This is a genomic window from Glutamicibacter sp. GQ173 (genome assembly GCF_059759215.1).
On sequence record NZ_JCAXDT010000003.1, the window covers coordinates 140,181 to 157,850 of the forward strand.

Annotated in this window: 15 protein-coding genes; 12 read left to right on the top strand and 3 right to left on the bottom strand. The window is 63.6% G+C overall.

The features are described from left to right. Positions 1-18 precede the first annotated feature (18 nt). The 9 genes from iolC (at position 19) to AC6CHO_RS06720 (ending at position 11,312) form a co-directional block, all read left to right on the top strand. The gene (iolC, locus tag AC6CHO_RS06680; protein WP_498214254.1) at positions 19-1,011 is read left to right on the top strand and encodes a 5-dehydro-2-deoxygluconokinase; all 993 of its coding nucleotides are present in this window, start codon (positions 19-21) and stop codon (positions 1,009-1,011) included. Positions 1,012-1,013: 2 nt separating this feature from the next. Then, on the top strand, positions 1,014-1,943 hold the full coding sequence (locus tag AC6CHO_RS06685) for a Cgl0159 family (beta/alpha)8-fold protein (RefSeq protein WP_498214255.1): 930 nt from the start codon (positions 1,014-1,016) through the stop codon (positions 1,941-1,943). Positions 1,944-1,973: 30 nt separating this feature from the next. Further along, on the top strand, positions 1,974-3,905 hold the full coding sequence (iolD, locus tag AC6CHO_RS06690) for a 3D-(3,5/4)-trihydroxycyclohexane-1,2-dione acylhydrolase (decyclizing) (RefSeq protein WP_498214448.1): 1,932 nt from the start codon (positions 1,974-1,976) through the stop codon (positions 3,903-3,905). 43 nt (positions 3,906-3,948) lie between these two features. Continuing rightward, positions 3,949-5,463 (top strand): CoA-acylating methylmalonate-semialdehyde dehydrogenase, encoded by a 1,515-nt coding sequence (locus tag AC6CHO_RS06695; RefSeq protein ID WP_498214256.1) that lies wholly within the window; start codon positions 3,949-3,951, stop codon positions 5,461-5,463. A gap of 29 nt (positions 5,464-5,492) precedes the next feature. After that, positions 5,493-6,413, top strand: coding sequence for a sugar phosphate isomerase/epimerase family protein (locus AC6CHO_RS06700; RefSeq protein WP_146277067.1), 921 nt, complete (start codon positions 5,493-5,495; stop codon positions 6,411-6,413). Between the two features lie 41 nt (positions 6,414-6,454). Next, positions 6,455-7,468, top strand: a complete 1,014-nt coding sequence (locus AC6CHO_RS06705; protein ID WP_498214257.1) for a Gfo/Idh/MocA family protein — start codon at positions 6,455-6,457, stop codon at positions 7,466-7,468. Between the two features lie 6 nt (positions 7,469-7,474). Beyond that, positions 7,475-8,359 (top strand): sugar phosphate isomerase/epimerase family protein, encoded by an 885-nt coding sequence (locus tag AC6CHO_RS06710; RefSeq protein ID WP_498214258.1) that lies wholly within the window; start codon positions 7,475-7,477, stop codon positions 8,357-8,359. Positions 8,360-8,423: 64 nt separating this feature from the next. Beyond that, complete coding sequence (locus AC6CHO_RS06715) at positions 8,424-9,389, top strand: sugar phosphate isomerase/epimerase family protein (protein WP_498214259.1); 966 nt, start codon at positions 8,424-8,426, stop codon at positions 9,387-9,389. A gap of 432 nt (positions 9,390-9,821) precedes the next feature. Then, positions 9,822-11,312: a sugar porter family MFS transporter gene (locus AC6CHO_RS06720; protein ID WP_498214260.1), complete on the top strand. Its 1,491-nt coding sequence runs from the start codon at positions 9,822-9,824 to the stop codon at positions 11,310-11,312. A gap of 61 nt (positions 11,313-11,373) precedes the next feature. Here AC6CHO_RS06720 and AC6CHO_RS06725 read toward each other — a convergent pair whose 3' ends face one another. Further along, positions 11,374-12,375, bottom strand: coding sequence for a LacI family DNA-binding transcriptional regulator (locus tag AC6CHO_RS06725; RefSeq protein ID WP_498214261.1), 1,002 nt, complete (start codon positions 12,373-12,375; stop codon positions 11,374-11,376). A gap of 96 nt (positions 12,376-12,471) precedes the next feature. Between AC6CHO_RS06725 and AC6CHO_RS06730 the strand changes: the two genes are divergently transcribed. After that, positions 12,472-13,563, top strand: coding sequence for a Gfo/Idh/MocA family oxidoreductase (locus AC6CHO_RS06730; protein ID WP_498214262.1), 1,092 nt, complete (start codon positions 12,472-12,474; stop codon positions 13,561-13,563). Continuing rightward, positions 13,560-14,360, top strand: coding sequence for a TIM barrel protein (locus tag AC6CHO_RS06735; RefSeq protein WP_498214263.1), 801 nt, complete (start codon positions 13,560-13,562; stop codon positions 14,358-14,360). The genes AC6CHO_RS06730 and AC6CHO_RS06735 overlap by 4 nt, the downstream gene beginning before the upstream one ends. Before the next feature lie 59 nt (positions 14,361-14,419). On the opposite strand, the gene iolB is transcribed toward AC6CHO_RS06735, so the two are convergent. Together iolB and AC6CHO_RS06745 are read right to left on the bottom strand one after the other, a co-directional pair. Further along, positions 14,420-15,322, bottom strand: a complete 903-nt coding sequence (iolB, locus tag AC6CHO_RS06740; RefSeq protein WP_498214265.1) for a 5-deoxy-glucuronate isomerase — start codon at positions 15,320-15,322, stop codon at positions 14,420-14,422. Between the two features lie 32 nt (positions 15,323-15,354). Then, positions 15,355-16,095, bottom strand: coding sequence for a GntR family transcriptional regulator (locus tag AC6CHO_RS06745; protein ID WP_498214266.1), 741 nt, complete (start codon positions 16,093-16,095; stop codon positions 15,355-15,357). A gap of 361 nt (positions 16,096-16,456) precedes the next feature. Between AC6CHO_RS06745 and AC6CHO_RS06750 the strand changes: the two genes are divergently transcribed. Further along, positions 16,457-17,665: a Gfo/Idh/MocA family protein gene (locus AC6CHO_RS06750; protein ID WP_498214267.1), complete on the top strand. Its 1,209-nt coding sequence runs from the start codon at positions 16,457-16,459 to the stop codon at positions 17,663-17,665. The last annotated feature ends 5 nt before the right edge of the window (positions 17,666-17,670 follow it).

A 17,670-nucleotide genomic window follows, 5' to 3' on the forward strand; every position in this document is an offset into this window, starting at 1 on the left:
GAAAGGACGTCGATCTGCGTGACTTACGACGTACTCACCCTCGGACGCATCAGCGTTGATGTCTACCCGAACGACATCGGCGTATCCCTGGCCGACGTGACCTCCTTCGGCAAGTACCTCGGCGGCTCCGCCACCAACGTCGCGGTGGCGGCAGCCCAGCATGGACGCGAAGCGGCAGTGATCACCAAGGTCGGCGACGACGACTTCGGCACTTTCCTGGAACGCGAACTGGACCGCTACAACGTAGACCGCTCGCAGGTCACCCGCGACGCCAGCTTGCAGACACCGGTCACCTTCTGCGCCATTCTGCCGCCAGATGACTTCCCGCTGTACTTCTACGGCCGATTCCCGATGGCCCCGGACTGGAACATCAATACCAGCGAGATTGATCTCGACGCAGTGAAAAAATCGAAAATTTTCTGGAGCACCGTCACCGGTCTGAGCCGCGAGCCTTCGCGCAGCGCCCAGCTGGCAGCCTATGAGGCCCGCCCGTCCAGCTCGCTGGCTGAAGGGCAGTTCACCATCCTGGATCTGGATTACCGGCCGATGTTCTGGGACTCGGTGGAACAGGCCCGCGAACAGGTCACCCAGGCGCTGGCCTCGGCCACGGTCGCCATCGGCAACGACACCGAATGCACCGTCGCGGTCGGCGAGGGAACCCCGGATGAGCAGGCGGACCGCCTGCTGGAGGCCGGAGTGCAGATCGCCGTGGTCAAGCTCGGCCCCGAAGGCGTCATGGCCAAGACCCGCACCGAACGCGTGGTCTCCGCCCCGGTTCCGGTGCAGACCGCCAACGGTCTGGGCGCCGGAGACTCCTTCGGCGGGGCCTTCTGCCACGGATTGCTCTCCGGATGGCCGCTGGAACAGGTTCTGGATTACGCCAACGCCGCCGGAGCCATCGTCGCCTCCAAGGTCGCATGCTCCGACGCAATGCCTACCCCGCAAGAAGTCAACGCCCTGCTGGCCGAGCGCGGCCGCACCGTCCCCGCCTCCCAGAAAGACCTGGTCTAGCCATGAAACAGGCAACCGAGCTGAGCGTGGATCGCGAAGATCCCCGCCGCTACGAATCCATCACCCGCCAACGGCTAGAAGATCCGGCATCGGTGCAACGCGCCGCGGCCGCCCGCCGGAAGCACGCCGGCCCGGTACTGGGACGCCAGAACTTCATCATCGCCGCCGACCACCCGGCCCGCGGCGCGCTGTCGGTCGGCAAGCGGGCCACCGCCATGGCCGACCGCCGCCAATTGCTGGACCGCCTGCAGATCGCCTTGCAGAACCCGGCCTGCGACGGCGTGCTCGCCTCGCCCGATATCCTCGATGACCTGCTGCTGCTCGGTGCGCTGGAAGGCAAGCTGGTCTTCGGCTCGATGAACCGCGGCGGGCTGACCGGCCTGGTCAACGAGATCGACGACCGCTTCACCGGGCACACCGCGGCCGCCCTGGCCGCCCTGGGCGCGGACGGCGGCAAGATGCTCACCCGGATCAGCTATGAGGACCCGGACACCGTCAAGACCCTGGAAGCCACCGCCGACGCGGTCTCCGATTTGGCCCGGCACCAGCTGGTCGCCATGGTCGAGCCCTTCATCTCCAAGAGGGTCGAGGGCAAGGTCGTCAACGACCTGCGCCCGGACGCCGTGATCAAGTCCATGGGCATCGCCTCCGGCCTGGGGGAGTCCAGCGCCTACACCTGGCTGAAGATTCCGGTAGTCCAGGACATGGAGCGGGTCATGGCCGCCACCACCTTGCCCACGGTGCTGCTCGGCGGGGATCCTGCCGGAGATCCCGATGAGGTCTTCGCCTCCTGGCAAGCCGCGCTGGCCTTGCCTTCGGTCCAGGGGCTGACCGTGGGGCGGACCCTGCTCTACCCCGAGGACGGGGACGTGGCCGCCGCCGTGGCCACCGCCGCATCGCTTCTGAACACCACCGCACCAGTACGCAGCTGAGAAGGACAAAGCTCGATGACTACACGCACAATGACCGTCGCCCAGGCGGTTGTGGAATTCCTGGGCCGCCAGTACACGGTGGATTCCATCGGCGGAACCCAGTACCGCGAACGGCTGATCCCGGGCATGTTCGGCATTTTCGGCCACGGCAATGTCGCCGGCGTGGGCCAGGCGCTAAAGCAGTGGCAGGCCAAGGACCCGAGCCTGATGCCGTACTACCAGGGCCGCAACGAGCAGGCCCAGTCGCACCAGGCCGTCGCCTATGCGCGGCATACCCGCCGCCGTGCCACCTACGCGGTGTCCACCTCCATCGGCCCGGGCTCCTCCAACCTGCTCACCGGTGCCGCCCTGGCCACCGCAAACCGCCTTCCGGTGCTGCTGCTGCCTTCGGATACCTTCGCCACCCGCGCCGCGGACCCGGTGCTGCAGCAGCTGGAAATGCCCCACGGCTATGACATCACCGTCAACGACGCCTTCCGCCCGCTGTCCAAGTACTTCGACCGCGTCACCCGCCCGGAGCAGCTGGCCAGCGCCTTGCACCACGGGCTGCGGGTGCTCACCGACCCGGCGGAAACCGGTGCGGTGACCATCTCCCTGCCCCAGGACGTGCAGGCCGAGGCCTTCGATTTCCCGGAAGAATTCTTTGCCGAGCGCGAGTGGAAGATCCGCCGTCCCGAGCCAGAGGCGCAGGACATCGCCGAAGCAGCCAAGATGATCCGGGCCGCCAAGCGCCCGCTGATCGTCGCCGGCGGCGGGGTGCTCTACGCCTTCGCCACCGGGGAACTGGCTGAATTCTGCGAAGCCACCGGCATCCCGGTGGGCAATACCCAAGCCGGCGTGGGCGTGCTGCCCTGGGACTCCAAGTACTCGCTCGGCGCCATCGGATCCACCGGAACCACCGCCGCCAACGCGCTGGCCGAGCAGGCGGATCTGGTCATCGGCATCGGCACCCGCTACGAGGACTTCACCACCGCAAGCCGCACCGCCTTCCAGAACCCGGACGTGAAGTTCGTGAACATCAACGTCGCGGCACTGGACGCCTACAAGCACGGCAGTGTGCTTCCGGTGGTGGCCGATGCCCGCAAGGCGCTGATCGCGCTGCGCGAGGCATTGACCGGCTACCGCGTCGACGGTGCCCTCGAAGTGCAGGCCGCCAGCGAAAAGCAGCGCTGGGATGCCACCGTGGACGAGGCTTTTGCCGAGCGCCTGAGCCCCCTGGTCAGCCAGAACGCCATTATCGGCGCGGTGAACCAGGCCATGGATCCCCGCGACGTGGTGGTTTGCGCCGCCGGTTCGCTGCCCGGGGACCTGCACAAGATGTGGCGGGTTTCGGACCCCTACGGCTACCACGTGGAATACGGGTTCTCCTGCATGGGCTATGAGATCGCCGGTGGACTGGGCATCAAGCGCGCAGCCATCGACGAGGCTGAGCGCGGGGACCAGGAGAACCGCGATGTGGTGGTCATGGTGGGCGACGGCTCCTACCTGATGATGCACACCGAGCTGGTCACCGCGGTGGCCGAAGGCCTGAAGCTGATCACCGTGCTGATCCAGAACCACGGCTACGCCTCCATCGGCGCGCTCTCCGAGTCCCTGGGCTCCCAGCGCTTCGGCACCAAATACCGCACCCTGAATGCCGAAAGCCACAGCTTCGATGACGGTTCCACCCTGCCGATCGACCTGGCCACCAACGCCGAATCCCTGGGCGTGAAGGTCATCCGGATTGCCCCGGGCCCGCAGGCCATCGAGGACCTGTCGGCAGCCATCGCCATGGCCAAGGCCGCCGAGGAAGGCTCCGGCCCGATCCTGATCCACATCGAATCCGACCTCTACGCCGATGCTCCCTCCAGCGAATCCTGGTGGGATGTCCCGGTCAGCGAAGTCGCCGAGCTTGAGAGCACCACGGCGGCCTACCAGAACTACACCAAGAACAAAGCGCGCCAGAAGCCCCTCTTGGGCTAGGGCCGGCAACAGAACACTCTTAAACAGCAAAGGAAATACGGCAATGACTACCACCGCCACCGACGTCGAAGAAATCTTGCACTTCATCAACGGCGCCCCTTCCGCGGGCACCGGCACCGGCACCCAGCCGGTCTACAACCCCGCCACCGGCGAAATCACCGGCCAGCTGCGCCTGGCCAGCGATGAGGACCTGGCGCAGGCCGTGGCCGTGGCCAAGGCCGCCTCCGAAACCTGGGGCGAAGTATCGATCGCCAAGCGCAGCAAGATCCTCTTCCGCTTCCAGCAGCTGCTCACCGAGCACACCGACGAGCTGGCCCGCATCGTGACCAGCGAGCACGGCAAGGTGCTCTCCGACGCCGCCGGCGAAATCAGCCGAGGCATCGAAGTGGTGGAGTACGCCTGCGGCATTTCGCAGTCGCTGAAGGGCGAGTACTCCGACCAGGTGTCCACCGGCATCGACGTCTTCTCCTTCCGCCAGCCGCTGGGCGTGGTCGCCGGCATCACCCCGTTCAACTTCCCGGTCATGGTGCCGCTGTGGATGGCCCCGGTAGCCATCGCCACCGGCAACGCCTTCATCCTCAAGCCTTCCGAGCGCGACCCTTCCGCCTCGCTGCTGATCGCCGAGCTGTTCAAGCAGGCCGGACTGCCCGACGGCGTCTTCCAGGTTTTGCACGGCGGCAAGGAGATTGTCGACGGCCTGCTGACCCACCCGGATGTCGACGGCATCTCCTTCGTCGGCTCCACCCCGATCGCCAAGTACGTGCACGAAACCGCCTCCAAGCACGGCAAGCGCGTCCAGGCGCTGGGCGGTGCGAAGAACCACGCCGTGGTCATGCCCGATGCCGACATGGATCTGGCCGCCGACCACATCAACGCCGCCGCTTTCGGCTCCGCCGGCCAGCGCTGCATGGCCATTTCCGTGGCCGTCGCCGTGGGCGATGCCGCCGACGCGCTGGTGGACAAGCTCGCCGACCACGCCCGCAAGGTCAACGTCTCCAACGGCCTGGATGAGAAGGCTGACATGGGTCCGGTCATTACCCCGGCCTCCAAGTCCCGCCTGCAGAAGATCGTCGGCGAGGCCGAACAGGCCGGCGCCGCCCTGGTCATCGACGGCCGCGACCTGGTGGTCAAGGACCACGAGAACGGCTTCTTCGTCGGCCCGACCATCCTGGACAAGGTCAGCCGCGAGATGAGCGCCTACACCGAGGAGATCTTCGGCCCGGTCCTGGTGGTCCTGCGCGTGGATTCCCTGGGCGAGGCCATCGAAGTGGTCAACGCCAACCCCTACGGCAACGGCACCGCCATCTTCACCTCCTCCGGCGCCCACGCCCGCACCTACACCCGCCGCATCCAGGTGGGCATGGTCGGGGTCAACGTGCCGCTGCCGGTTCCGGTGGCTTGGCACTCCTTCGGCGGATGGAAGGACTCGCTGTTCGGTGAGCACCACATCTACGGCCCGGATGGCGTGCGCTTCTACACCCGTGGCAAGGCCATCACCCAGCGCTGGCCAGAACCAGCCAAGGGCACGGCTGCGACCTTCAACTTCCCTTCCAACTAGCCTTTTGAGCCAGAGAAACGGTACGCATCATGGCACAGAACATCACCATCGGAACTGCTCCTGACTCCTGGGGCGTGTGGTTTGCCGACGACCCCAAGCAGACCCCGTGGCAGCGCTTCCTCGACGAGGTGGCCGAAGCCGGGTACAAAACCATCGAGCTGGGCCCCTACGGGTACCTGCCGACCGACCCATCCCAGCTCGCTGATGAGCTGGCCGCCCGAGACCTGAACGTCTGCGCCGGCACCGTCTTCACCGCCTTCCACCGCGGGATCGATGGCAGTGCCAATGCGTGGGAGGAAGCATGGGAGCCAGCACGCAAGGTGGCTGAGCTGACCGCCGCCATGGGCGGCGAGCATATTGTGGTGATCCCGGCGATGTGGCGCGACGATGTCACCGGCCAGGCGCTGGAACCAGGCACCCTGGATGCTGCCGGCTGGGACTCGCTGGCCAAGGGCCATGACCGGCTGGGCAAGATCCTGCAGGAGGAATTCGGCCTCAAGCAGCAGTTCCACTCCCACGCCGACTCCCATGTCTGCGGCCAGAGCGACATCGAGAAGTTCCTTCAGGTCACCGACCCGCAGTACACCACCCTGTGCTTGGACACCGGCCACGCCGAATACGGCGGGGCGTCCAGCGTGGATCTGATCCGCCGCTTCCCTGAGCGCATCGGCTACCTGCACCTGAAGCAGATCAACCCGGACATCCTGGCCACGGTGCGCGAGCAGGACATGACCTGGGCCGCGGCCAACCTCGCCGGGGTCATGTGCGAACCGCCTGCGGGACTGCCGGACCTCAACGAGGTATTGCAGGAAGTCGAGAAACTGGGCCGCCCGATCTTCGGCATTGTGGAGCAGGACATGTACCCGGTCGCGGACTTCTCGGTGCCGCTGCCGATTGCCACCCGCACCCGTAATTATCTGCACAGCTGCATCTCGCGCAGCCACGTTTAAGCCAGACTGAACCTAGCCAAGAACTCTTGAAAGGACATATCGTGCCAGATATCCTGCGCGTCGCCGTCGTTGGAGCCGGACGCATGGGCGCCGACCATATTCAGCGGATCCACCACCGCATCTCCGGAGCCGAGGTGGCTGCCGTGGTCGACATCGACCTTGACCGGGTCAACGCCGCGATTGACGGCATTCCCGGAGCCAAGGGCTACACCGATCTGGACGCCGCGCTTTCCAGCGGGGAGGTGAATGCGGTCCTGCTGGCCACCCCGGGCTTCCTGCATCATGATGCACTGCTCAAGGTGCTCGAGGCAGATATTCCGGTATTGTGCGAGAAGCCGCTGACCCCGGATGCCGCCTCATCCTGGGAAATCGTCGAGGCCGAGGCGAAGCTGGGCCGCAAGCGCATCCAAGTGGGCTTCATGCGCCGCTTTGATGCCGAGTACCAGCAGCTTCGCCAGCTGATCGAGAACCAGGGCCTGGGCGAATTGCTGGTGCTCCACCACCAGCACCGCAACCCGAGCACCCCTGAGGGGTTCACCAATCAGATGCTGATCAATGACTCGGTGGTGCACGAATTCGATGCCATCCGCTACTTCACCGGCGAGGAAATCACCAGCGTGCAGGTGCGCCTGGGCAAGGCCACCCGCAATGCGCCTAATGGGCAGCACGACCCGCAGCATGTGCTGGTGGAAACCACCTCGGGCGTGCTGGCTGACGTGGAGATCTACGTCAACGCGAAGTTCGGCTACGAAGTGGCCACCCAGGCCTCCTTCGAGGATGGCATCGTGTCCATCGGCAATGACGCGGGACCCTATGTGCGCACCGCAGGCCAGTGGGGCGGCAAGGTCACCCCGGGCTTCGAAGAACGTTTTGGCGCCGCTTATGACACCGAAATCCAGTCGTGGGTGGATGCTGCATTGCGCGGCGAGCTGGGCGGTCCGAGCGCCTGGGACGGCTATGCCACCGCAGCGTGCTGCGAGGCCGGCGTCGAAGCCCAGCGCACCGGCGCCAAGGTGGACGTGCAGCTGAACAGCAAGCCGGATCTCTACAGCTAGGGCATCATGAAATACGCATTGGATCCCACCCCATTCCATTCCACGCACTCGGTGCTGGAGTTCCCGAAGCTGGCCGCAGAGCTGGGCTATGACCATATCCAGCTGACTCCGCATGCGGACATCATCCCGTTCTTCACCCATCCGAAAGCCGACGATGATCTGGTGGCAAGGCTGGCCGCTGAGTGCAAGGGCGCCGGCGTAGGCATCGCCTCGGTGCTGCCGGTGCTGCGCTGGTCCTCGCCCGACGAGAACCTGCGCCAGGCAGCGGTGCGCTATTGGAAGCGCGCCATCCAGATTGCCGTGGATCTGGGGGTGACCCAGATGAATACGGAGTTCTCGGGACGTCCCGAACGCGCCGAGGAATCCGAGGCCGCGTTCTACCGGTCCATGGAAGAACTGGTGCCGATCATCGAGCGCGAGGGCATCAACGTGGCCATCGACCCGCATCCGGACGATTTTGTGGAAGAGGGCCTGGCTGCCTGGCGGGTGATCCGCGGAGTGAATTCGCCGAATCTTTCCTTCGTGTATGTTGCCTCGCATTCCTTCCACATGAAGGACCAGCCGTTGGAGATCATGCAGACGGTGGGGGAGCGGCTTCGCGTGGTCCACGTGGCCGACACCATGAACCACCATGCCTCGCATGGCCTGCGCTACATCACCAACCCGCCAGGCAATCCGGTGCGCGTGCATCAGCACCTGAAGGTTGGCGACGGCGATGTGAACTGGGATGAGTTCTTCTCCGGCTTGGTGGCCAATGGCTTTGCCGACCGCGAGGAGAGCGTGATGGTCTCGAGCGTTTTCGCGGAGAACGAGAACGCCATTGAGGTCTCCAAGTTCCAGTTGGAGCAGATGCGCAGCCGCGTGGCTGCAGCCCAGGCCGCACGCGTCTAGGCGCAAGCACAGATGCCCGGTCCGCAAAGGGCCGGGCATCGATCTTTAAAGGAAGGAATCAACCATGGAAATCGGATTGATCACCGATTCGCTGTCATCGCGAAGCTTCGACGAGGTCCTGGGCATTGCCGCTGACCTGGGTCTGGGTTCCATCGAATTGCCTACCGGCAATTGGTCCGAGGCCCCGCACCTGGAACTTGACGCCCTGCTGGATAATGAAGCGGAGCGCCTGGCCTACCTGGGCAAGATTGCCCAGGCCGGGCTGCGCATCAGCGCGCTGAACGCGAACGGAAACCAATTGCATCCGGTATCGGGACCGGAACAGGACTTGGTGCTGCGCAAGACGATCCGCCTGGCCCGGCTCATGGACGTCCCCACGGTCGTGTGCATGTCCGGATTGCCCGGAGCTGCGGGGGACAGCACCCCGAACTGGGTGACCAGCTCGTGGCCGCCGGAAAACCTGGCGATCCTGGAGCACCAGTGGGAGCAGGTGGCCCTTCCCTATTGGCGGGAGCTTGCTGCTTTCGCCCAGGAGCACCGCGTCAAGCTGGCGATTGAACCATGCTTTACGCAGCTGGTGTACAACGCGGCGACCGCCAAGCGGTTGATCGATGCGGTGGGCAGCGACTGGGTTGGCATCAACCTGGATCCTTCGCACCTGATGGCGATGGGGGCGGATATCCCTAGCGTGATCCGTGCCTTGGCTGGCACCATCATGCACGTGCATGCCAAGGACGTGCGATTGAACGCACCGCTTGTAGCCGCGAATGGCTTGCCCGATGGCACCGCCATGACGCAGTGGCAGCAGCGGGCCTGGAACTATGTGACCCTGGGTTTGGGGCACCCGGCAGGCGAAGCCTTCTGGGCTGATTTTGTCTATGAGCTGCGCGCTGCCGGCTATGACGGCACGCTCAATATCGAGCACGAGGACGTGCTGGTCAATTCGGAAGAAGGAGTTCGCCGTGCGGCCGGGCTGCTGCGCAGGGTGGCCCTGCAAGGCGAGGCGGATTGGAAGCCTGCCCAGGTATAAGACAGCCATGACAGGAGGTGTTCGAGGCCGGAACCAGTCAGTGGTTCCGGCCTCGGCCTGCTTCTGGCGGACTTTGCGGGGAGCGCTCATCGAGGCCTTGCCTACCCCGTCCATTTCGCTGAATTACCGTAATGACTTGGGTGGACAGGGTCTTGGTGGATCCGCGTGCAGGCCCGCGTCGATTCTCAGACCGGGCATCGAAGTGGTGTTTGTCAGGACAAATTAGTCCACAACTCTTGATCTAGAAACACTGATGACGTATTGTCCTTACATAAGGGCTGTGAAGCCAATCACTTTCAGTTTATGTGGCAGGGCCAGGATGATGCGAAGCAGCACCCCGCCGCACCGTGTGAAGGAAGCCGGATCGCAGAAGATCCGATGGATGGCCGACGGCCAGCAAAGCTTTCACCCGGGCAAACCAAAGGAGTTCCCATGTCCAGTGCGCAGAATCTCTCTGCCAAACCGAGCCTCCCGCCACTGACCGCGGGACCGCATTCCAAGCGTCTCGGTTTGATTTCCATCATCGCTTGCTTCGGAGGGCTGCTCTTCGGCTACGACACCGGAGTCGCCAACGGCGCAGAGGGGCCGATGGCCGCCGAACTTGGCCTGAATCTCCTGCAGGTCGGCGTGGTGATCAGCTCCCTGGTCTTCGCGGCTGCCATTGGCGCACTGGTCGGCGGGCAGATCTCCGATGCCTGGGGCCGGCGCAAAACCATCATCATGCTTGCCGTCCTGTTCTTCGCCGGTACCCTGCTCGTGGTCTTCTCCCCAGCGGGCCCAGAACCAGGAACCTTCTCTCCATTGGGCTTCTCTGTTCTTGTCGCCGGACGCATCATGCTCGGGCTGGCCGTCGGCGGGGCATCGACCGTGGTGCCGGTTTACCTGGCCGAACTGGCACCCTATGAGATCCGCGGATCCATCACCGGGCGCAATGAGCTGGCCATCGTTTCCGGCCAGCTGGCAGCGTTTGTCATGAATGCCATCATCGGCACCGTATTGGGCGGCAGTGTGGACGGAGTCTGGCGCATCATGTTCGCCATTTGCGCCCTGCCGGCCTTGGCCCTGTTCTTCGGCATGCTGCGCATGCCTGAATCCCCTCGCTGGCTCGTGGAAAAGCGCCGTTACGCGGAAGCGCTGCGCATACTCAAAACCGTGCGTTCTGCCGAACGCGCACTGGCTGAAGTCCATGAGATTGAAATCGTGGCCGAAGAGGAAAAGCGGAACAACAAGCCGGTAGGCATCAAGGCCATTCTGACCAACAAATGGCTGTTGCGCATTATCGCCATCGGCATCGGTGTTTCGATGACCCAGCAGCTCACCGGCATCAACTCGATCATGTACTACGGAACCAGAGTGCTCGAAGAGTCGGGGATGTCGGAGCAGCAAGCGGTCTTGGCCAACATCGCCTTTGGCGTAGTTGCCGTGATCGGCGGGATTATCGCGCTGCGCAATATGGACCGCATGGATCGCCGCAAGACGTTCCTGATCGGCTTGTCGCTGACCACCATCTGTCACATGCTGGTGGCTTTCGCCGGCATGCTGTTGCCTGTGGGCAACCCGATCCGCCCGCTTGTCATCATGATTCTCGTGGTCGCCTTCGTGATGTCCATGCAGACCTTCCTCAACGTTGCCGTGTGGGTCTGGCTGGCAGAAATCTTCCCGCTGCATATGCGTGGGCTGGGCATCGGCATCTCGGTGTTCTTCGGCTGGGGAACCAATGGCGTGCTGGCGCTGTTCTTCCCCTCCCTGGTCTCCGGGGTCGGCATTACCGGATGCTTCTTCATCTTCGCTGGAATCGGCGTACTGGCCCTGATCTTTGTTGCAACCCAGGTGCCCGAAACCCGCGGCCGCTCCCTCGAAGCCCTCGAAGAGGATGTTTCCACTGGAGCCATCTACCAGGTCAGAGCTTCGGTCAGCGCATAATTCAAAATCCCGGCACCAGCCAAGAGGTCCGTCCCCACCCCTAGGGTGGGGCCGGATCCCGTTAAGCGGTGTGCTTGCCGGTGCTGCCGCGCACCACGAGTTCTGGTGCGTGCGTGCTCGACTGGCCAGGCGAATTCAGAGCTGCCTGCATCGCTGACTTCGCCAACGCCGCGACGTCCTGGCGGACACTGGTCAAATCCGCATGCGCCAGCCGTGAAAACTCGCTGTCGTCGTAGCCAGTCAAGCTGATCTGCTCGGGAACTCTTATGCCAGCAAGGTCGATCGCCTGCCGGGCGCCCAGAGCGGCACGGTCGTTGAAGGCCAGAATTGCCGTGGCGCGCTCGCCTGGAGGTGTTGCCTCGAAGTAGTGCTGGAGGGCCTTGAAGGCCGCGGCCTCATCGGCACCTGCGTGCAGAACCTGGCCCGAAGCCTTGGTGCGTTCAACCGAGGCCAGGAAGGCTTCGCGGCGTTGTTGCGCCGAGACGGCCGTCCCGCCATCCAGGTGCAGCATCCGCTTGTGCCCAAGCCGGGCCAAGTGGCTGACCAGCTGCTCAATGCCCGCGGCCTCGTCAGTGATGATCGAGGGCACTGCCTCGGCCTGGCGCAGCAAGCTGATGACCGGAAGCTGTTTGGCTGCCTGGGCCAGTTGGGTGGCCGGCAGTTCAGGGAAGACGCCGATGACTGCTTCAACTCCCGCATCAATGAGGGTATTGAGCACTCGGAGCTCATCGCGGTGCTTGCCGGTGGCGCCCAGGATGATTTCGAAGCCCTGGCTATCAGCTTGCGCATAGAGGGCATCTGCCAGTTCGGCGTGCAGCGGTTCGCCGAGCGCCAGGGCCAGGCCCAGGGTCCTGCTGCGGCTGCTGCGCAATGAGCGGGCGCGCGAATCAGGGCGGTAGCCTAAATCCGCAGCGGCTTGCTTGACCCGCGCCCTGGACTCTTCGCTCGCCCCTTCGGCCTCTCGCAACACGATGGATGCCAGCGCAACGGAAACCCCGGAGGCGCGGGCAACATCGGCGAGCGTGGGGCGTTTTGCGGGGCGCTGCGCAGAATGCTGGGGCATTTGCCGAACTTTCTCCTAGAACGTTATAGACACATGCTATCCAGTGTGCCATGATTTTGCTGAACACCAAATCTAGAACGTTCTAGGAGAGACTCCATGGCTTACCAAGCATTGCCGGAAATCACCACGCAGCCATTGCGCATTGCTGTCATTGGCACCGGCTGGATCGGTGCATTCCATGCACGCACCGTGGCCCAATACCTGCCCGATGCAGTACTTCATGTGGTTGCTGATCCGGCACCAGGGCGTGCTGCAGAGCTGGCCGCTGAACTTGGATGCACCAGCTACACCGAAGACATTGCCGATGTCTTCGCGGACGACACCGTGGACGCCGTGGTCATTGGCGCCCCTTCGGCATTCCACGCGAGCCTGATCGCCCAGGCTGCCGCCGCAGGGAAGCACATCTTCTGCGAGAAGCCAGCAGCCCACGCGCTGGCAGACCTCGATCGGGCGCTGCAGGCTGTTGAAGATGCTGGGGTCCTGCTGCAGATCGGCTTCAATCGCCGCTTCGCCAAGGACTTCGCGCTGGTGTCCGAGCAAATCGCTTCCGGTGCAATTGGAACACCGCAGCTCATGCGCTCGCTGACCCGCGACCCGCAGGTCGAAGGCGGCCTGCCCAACGGCGACAAGGTTCGCTCCCACGTCATCTTCACCGAAACGCTGATTCACGACTTCGACACCCTGAACTGGCTGAATTCCGAGGCCGAAGTAACCGAGGTCTACACCATGTCCGATGCATTGGTGGCACCCGAGCACAAGAAAACCGGCCTCCTGGATACCGCGGTGGTCACGCTGCGCTACTCCAACGGAGCCATCGCGGTGGCCGAGGCGAACTTCTCGGCCAGCTACGGCTATGACGTGCGCGGAGAATTCTTTGGATCTTCCGGCATGGTCCAGGCCGGCAACCCGGTGCAGCTGGCAGCTTCCAGCTTCGACGCGCAGGGGGCGCATGCGCCGACCGAACGCCTGAACATCGAACTGTTTGCCCAGGGCTACCGCGATCAGCTTTCGATCTTCACCCGCAAGATCCGCGGCTTGCGCGAAGGCACCGCCGACGCGGTGCTGGCTGTGCCGACCGGTGCCGATGCACGGGCAGCCCTGCGCGTGGCACTGGCCGCCCTGGAATCCTCCGAAACCGGCCTGCCGGTCAAGCTTCAGTCGGCAACTCGACTCGCGGTCAACGCATGAGCGCGCAACTAGCGGTCTGCGCCGAGATGGTCTTCCTGGATCTTCCGCTGATCGATCGAGTCAAGAAGCTCGACCAGGCCGGAGTTGAAATCGAGCTATGGGACATCCGGGGCAAGGACCTTTCAGCGCTCGCGGACACGGGTGCGAGCTTCGGCTCCATGACTGGCTACAGCGAAGGCAGCCTGTGCGATGCAGACAGTGCGCATGAAGTAGTGCGCACGGCCAGGGAACTGATTCCCGCCGCCAAGGAGCTGGGCATTAGCCGCCTGGTAGTGCACCCGGCCCAGCTCATTGACGGCCAGGCCGCCACCCCGCGTTTCAGGGCCACCGGCCAAATGTGGCTGACCGCTGCAAGGACCCTGGAAGAACTGGGGCGCCTCGGTGAAGAGCACGAGGTGACGTTCATGCTGGAGAACCTGAATACGATCCTTGACCACCCGGGCATCCCGCTGGGCCGGGCGAAGGACACCCTGGCCCTGGTCAAAGCCGTTGGCCACCCCAACGTGAAAATGATGCTTGACCTCTACCATGCCCAAATCGGCGAAGGAAACCTGATCGAGCTGGTGCGTGCGGCGCTGCCGCATATCGGAGAAATCCAGGTGGCCGACGTTCCGGGGCGTTGCGAGCCGGGAACCGGAGAGATCAATTATCGTGCGGTAGCCCAGGCGCTGGCCCAGCTCGGATACTCGGGTCCCATTGGCATGGAAGCCTATGCCAGCGCGGATTCTGAAGGTGCCATCGCGGCCTTTGCCCAGGCCTTCGAACCACTGGCCCAGCTAGCGGGCAGAAACCGATAAAGCGAAGCGGTGGCAACAGGAATTCCTGTTGCCACCGCTTCGCTTTGTGCCATCGTGAACTAGGCCGAGGGCCCGAAGGGCAAGCGCGGATCCATGCTCTGCGCATCCCAGGTCTGGCGGATCCAGCCGTGGTGCGGGTCATCGCTGATTAGCCAATCACGCACTCGGCCAGGGCCAGCCATGACATTCAGGTAGTAGAGGTCATAGCCCGGCGCTGCCATGGCCGGACCATGCCAGCCATAGGGAACCAGGACGACATCGCCGGTGCGGACTTCGGCAGTGACGTCGATGGGACGCTCATCCGAGGCGTAGACGCGGGCGTAGCCAATGGGATCGGAGGCTTCAGGGGCCGGCATATCCCGGGCCAGCTGGGTTTCGAAGTAGTAGATCTCCTCGAGGCTGGTCTCGCCTTCTTTCTCCTCATCATGCTTGTGCGGAGGGTAGGAAGACCAGTTGCCGGCCGGGGTGATCACTTCGCAGACGATAAATCGGTCCGCCTCCAGCGCGGCCGGGGTGCCGAAATTGTGGACCTGTCGGGAACAGTTGCCGGCTCCGCGCAGCTCCACCGGCGTCTCTTTGGCCTTGATCAAGCGGGTGGGGTAGGACTGCTTGGCCGGCGCCAGTGCGATGGCCACGCGGCCTCCCTGCTCAGCGCTGATGCTCAGTGCCGTATTGATGCCCGAGTAGAGGACATCTGCAGGACCGGCAAAGACCGAATCGCGGCCGGTGAGCAGGTAATCGTCGCCGCCGATGTTGACGGTGAATGACTCTCCGCCCAGCGGAATGACGATCCGTTCCTCGCTGGCGGCATCCAACTGGATCGTTTGTCCGGGAGCCAGCTCGGCCACCTTGAGCCCGGTATGGGCCCAGCCGTCGACAGCGGTGGCGGAATCATGGGCACCAAGCGAGACGCTCCAGTTACCGTCAGCTGCGGAACCAGCAGGGTAGATCCAATCGGTCATCGGTCAGTCCTTTCGATGGCGGTGCCAGGTGCCTAGCGTTGCACCAAGGTCATTTCAAAGCTGTAAGAGTCGGCGCGGTAGACGTGAGACCCCGTCTCAACATTGCGACCGGTGTCATCGACAGCGGTGCGCTGCATGGTGACCAGGGCCGAACCCGCGCTGGTATCAAGGGCGTGCGCCTGGGCGTCATCGGCGATGGTTGCACCGATGCGCTGCTGTGCGAGCCGGAAATTGACGCCCGCGTCGCGCAAGAGCTCGTAGAGGCCATGGGCGCGCAAGGACTTTTCATCGAGCTCGACAATGTCGTCGCGCACCCAGTTCTCCATCAGCGCCAGCGGGCTGCCGCCGGCAGAACGCAGACGGGTGAAGTGGTAGACCGAAACGCCATTGGGCAACGAGAGAAGTTCCTGGATTTCCGACGGAGCTGGAATGTGCTCGAAGCTGAGCAGCGTAGTGGAGGGCTTCTTTCCGGCACGCTCAAGGTCGTCGTTCAGGCTGGAGAGTTCAAGGTGCCGGCGGATTTGACTGGACACGACCTGCGTACCCACTCCGCGCTTGCGCACCAGGAGCCCTGACTGGACGAGATCATCCATGGCCTTGCGGATGGTGGGGCGGGATAGCCGCAGTCGCTGGGCCAGCTCGATTTCGTTTTCCAGCCGGGTGCCCGAAGCGAGAGAACCGTCGCGGATGGCGCCTTCGATGCCTTGCACTACCTGGTGGTAGAGGGGGATCGGTGAAGATCTGTCGATCTTGATGCTCAGTGGTGTGCTCACAATTGCTCCTTGCCGGCGACTTCGTAGTCATATGTCGCTTTGACAGGACAAACTATATAGGAAAGTTGACGCTTTGGGCATCCCCTGGGTGAAAATCAGCGTGATCCAGAGCAGTTGGCCGCTGTGGGCGTTGTCGGATAGGCCGCGTGCAGCCGCTCCGATGCGGTTGATAATCCCTGTTTTACTAGGGAGTTTGGACGGAAACGTCACCTTGTCCAATTGTCCTAACAAAAAATCGAACGAAATTCATTGCCTGCAGGTCCGGGAGGCGCATAGGGTTTTTTGGAACGGTCCAACAATTGGGGATCCGGAGAGCCAAGAAGGGCACGCGGCCCGCATCGCCGCAGACAGGGAGAGCATCATGAATCAACAGCGCACCGTTGGAGTTGGGCTGATTTCAGTGGGATGGATGGGCAAGCTGCATGCCCGCGCGTATAGTTCCGTGCCCTACGTTTATCCGGAGCTCGGAATCAAGCCGCGACTGGTTGTCGCCGCGGATACCGAGCAGTCCCGGGTGGACTACGCCATTTCCACCCTGGGCTTTGAGCGCGGGACCCTGGACTACCACGAAGTCCTTGCGGATCCCGAGGTTGATGTCGTCTCCATCTGCGCGCCCAACTTCCTTCACGCCGAGATGGCGATTGCCGCAGCTGAAGCCGGAAAGCACTTCTGGATCGAAAAGCCTGCCGGCCGCAGCCTGGCAGAAACGCAGTCCATCGAGCAGGCCGTGGCCCGCAACGGGGTCGAGACCTCTGTTGGATTCAACTACCGCCATGCGCCAGCCATAGAACGGGCTCGGCAGCTGGTTGGCGATGGCCGGCTGGGAGAAATCACCAACGTGCGTGCCAGTTTCCTCGCTGGCTATGCTGCTGATCCGCGGGCGGCGCTATCCTGGCGCTTCAATCGGGAACTTGCGGGCAGCGGCGCGCTTGCCGATCTGTTCAGCCATGCCGTAGACCTGTGCAGCCACGTGGTGGGTTCCATCCAGAGCATCAGCGCTGCAACCAATGTCATGATTCCCGCCAGGCCCAAGCTGTCCATGGGCCAGGGAACGCATTTTGATTTGATTGAAGGCGGTGAAATGGGCGAGGTGGAAAACGAGGACTATGCTGCTGCGCTGGTTCGGTTCAGTCCGGAGGGCCTCGCCCAGCGCGCCATCGGTACCATCGAGGCTTCGCGCGTAGCCATCGGCCCGCAATGCGGCTACCGCCTGGAAATCTATGGCACCGACGGCTCGGTCAAGTGGGATTACGAGAGCCTGAACGAACTCGAAGTAGTCCTTGGCCGGAATAACGAAGAACAAGGGTTCACCACGGTGATTGGCTCACCAAGGCATGGGGAGTACTCGCGCTTCCAGCCCGGGCCGGGCAATGCCATGGGTTTCGACGACCTTAAAATCATCGAAGCCAAAAAGTTCCTGCTGGCCGTTTGCGGGGGCGAGAAAACCAACTCCACCATCGCTGACGCGGTGGCCGCTGCCGCCCTCGTCGAAGCCGCCGAAAAATCCGCGGCCACTGGAGACTGGCAGCAAACAGGCAAGCCAGCCCAGGGCCAGAAGATGCAATACTGACTGCC

Excerpts from the sequence above, each read along its gene's own strand:
- AC6CHO_RS06720 (WP_498214260.1), top strand. The coding sequence starts at position 9,822 with ATGTCCAGTGCGCAGAATCTCTCTGCCAAACCGAGCCTCCCGCCACTG.
- iolD (WP_498214448.1), top strand. The coding sequence starts at position 1,974 with ATGACCGTCGCCCAGGCGGTTGTGGAATTCCTGGGCCGCCAGTACACG.
- AC6CHO_RS06735 (WP_498214263.1), top strand. The coding sequence starts at position 13,560 with ATGAGCGCGCAACTAGCGGTCTGCGCCGAGATGGTCTTCCTGGATCTT.
- AC6CHO_RS06730 (WP_498214262.1), top strand. The coding sequence starts at position 12,472 with ATGGCTTACCAAGCATTGCCGGAAATCACCACGCAGCCATTGCGCATT.
- AC6CHO_RS06715 (WP_498214259.1), top strand. The coding sequence starts at position 8,424 with ATGGAAATCGGATTGATCACCGATTCGCTGTCATCGCGAAGCTTCGAC.
- iolB (WP_498214265.1), bottom strand. The coding sequence starts at position 15,322 with ATGACCGATTGGATCTACCCTGCTGGTTCCGCAGCTGACGGTAACTGG.
- AC6CHO_RS06710 (WP_498214258.1), top strand. The coding sequence starts at position 7,475 with ATGAAATACGCATTGGATCCCACCCCATTCCATTCCACGCACTCGGTG.
- AC6CHO_RS06750 (WP_498214267.1), top strand. The coding sequence starts at position 16,457 with ATGAATCAACAGCGCACCGTTGGAGTTGGGCTGATTTCAGTGGGATGG.
- AC6CHO_RS06725 (WP_498214261.1), bottom strand. The coding sequence starts at position 12,375 with ATGCCCCAGCATTCTGCGCAGCGCCCCGCAAAACGCCCCACGCTCGCC.
- AC6CHO_RS06700 (WP_146277067.1), top strand. The coding sequence starts at position 5,493 with ATGGCACAGAACATCACCATCGGAACTGCTCCTGACTCCTGGGGCGTG.
- AC6CHO_RS06695 (WP_498214256.1), top strand. The coding sequence starts at position 3,949 with ATGACTACCACCGCCACCGACGTCGAAGAAATCTTGCACTTCATCAAC.
- AC6CHO_RS06685 (WP_498214255.1), top strand. The coding sequence starts at position 1,014 with ATGAAACAGGCAACCGAGCTGAGCGTGGATCGCGAAGATCCCCGCCGC.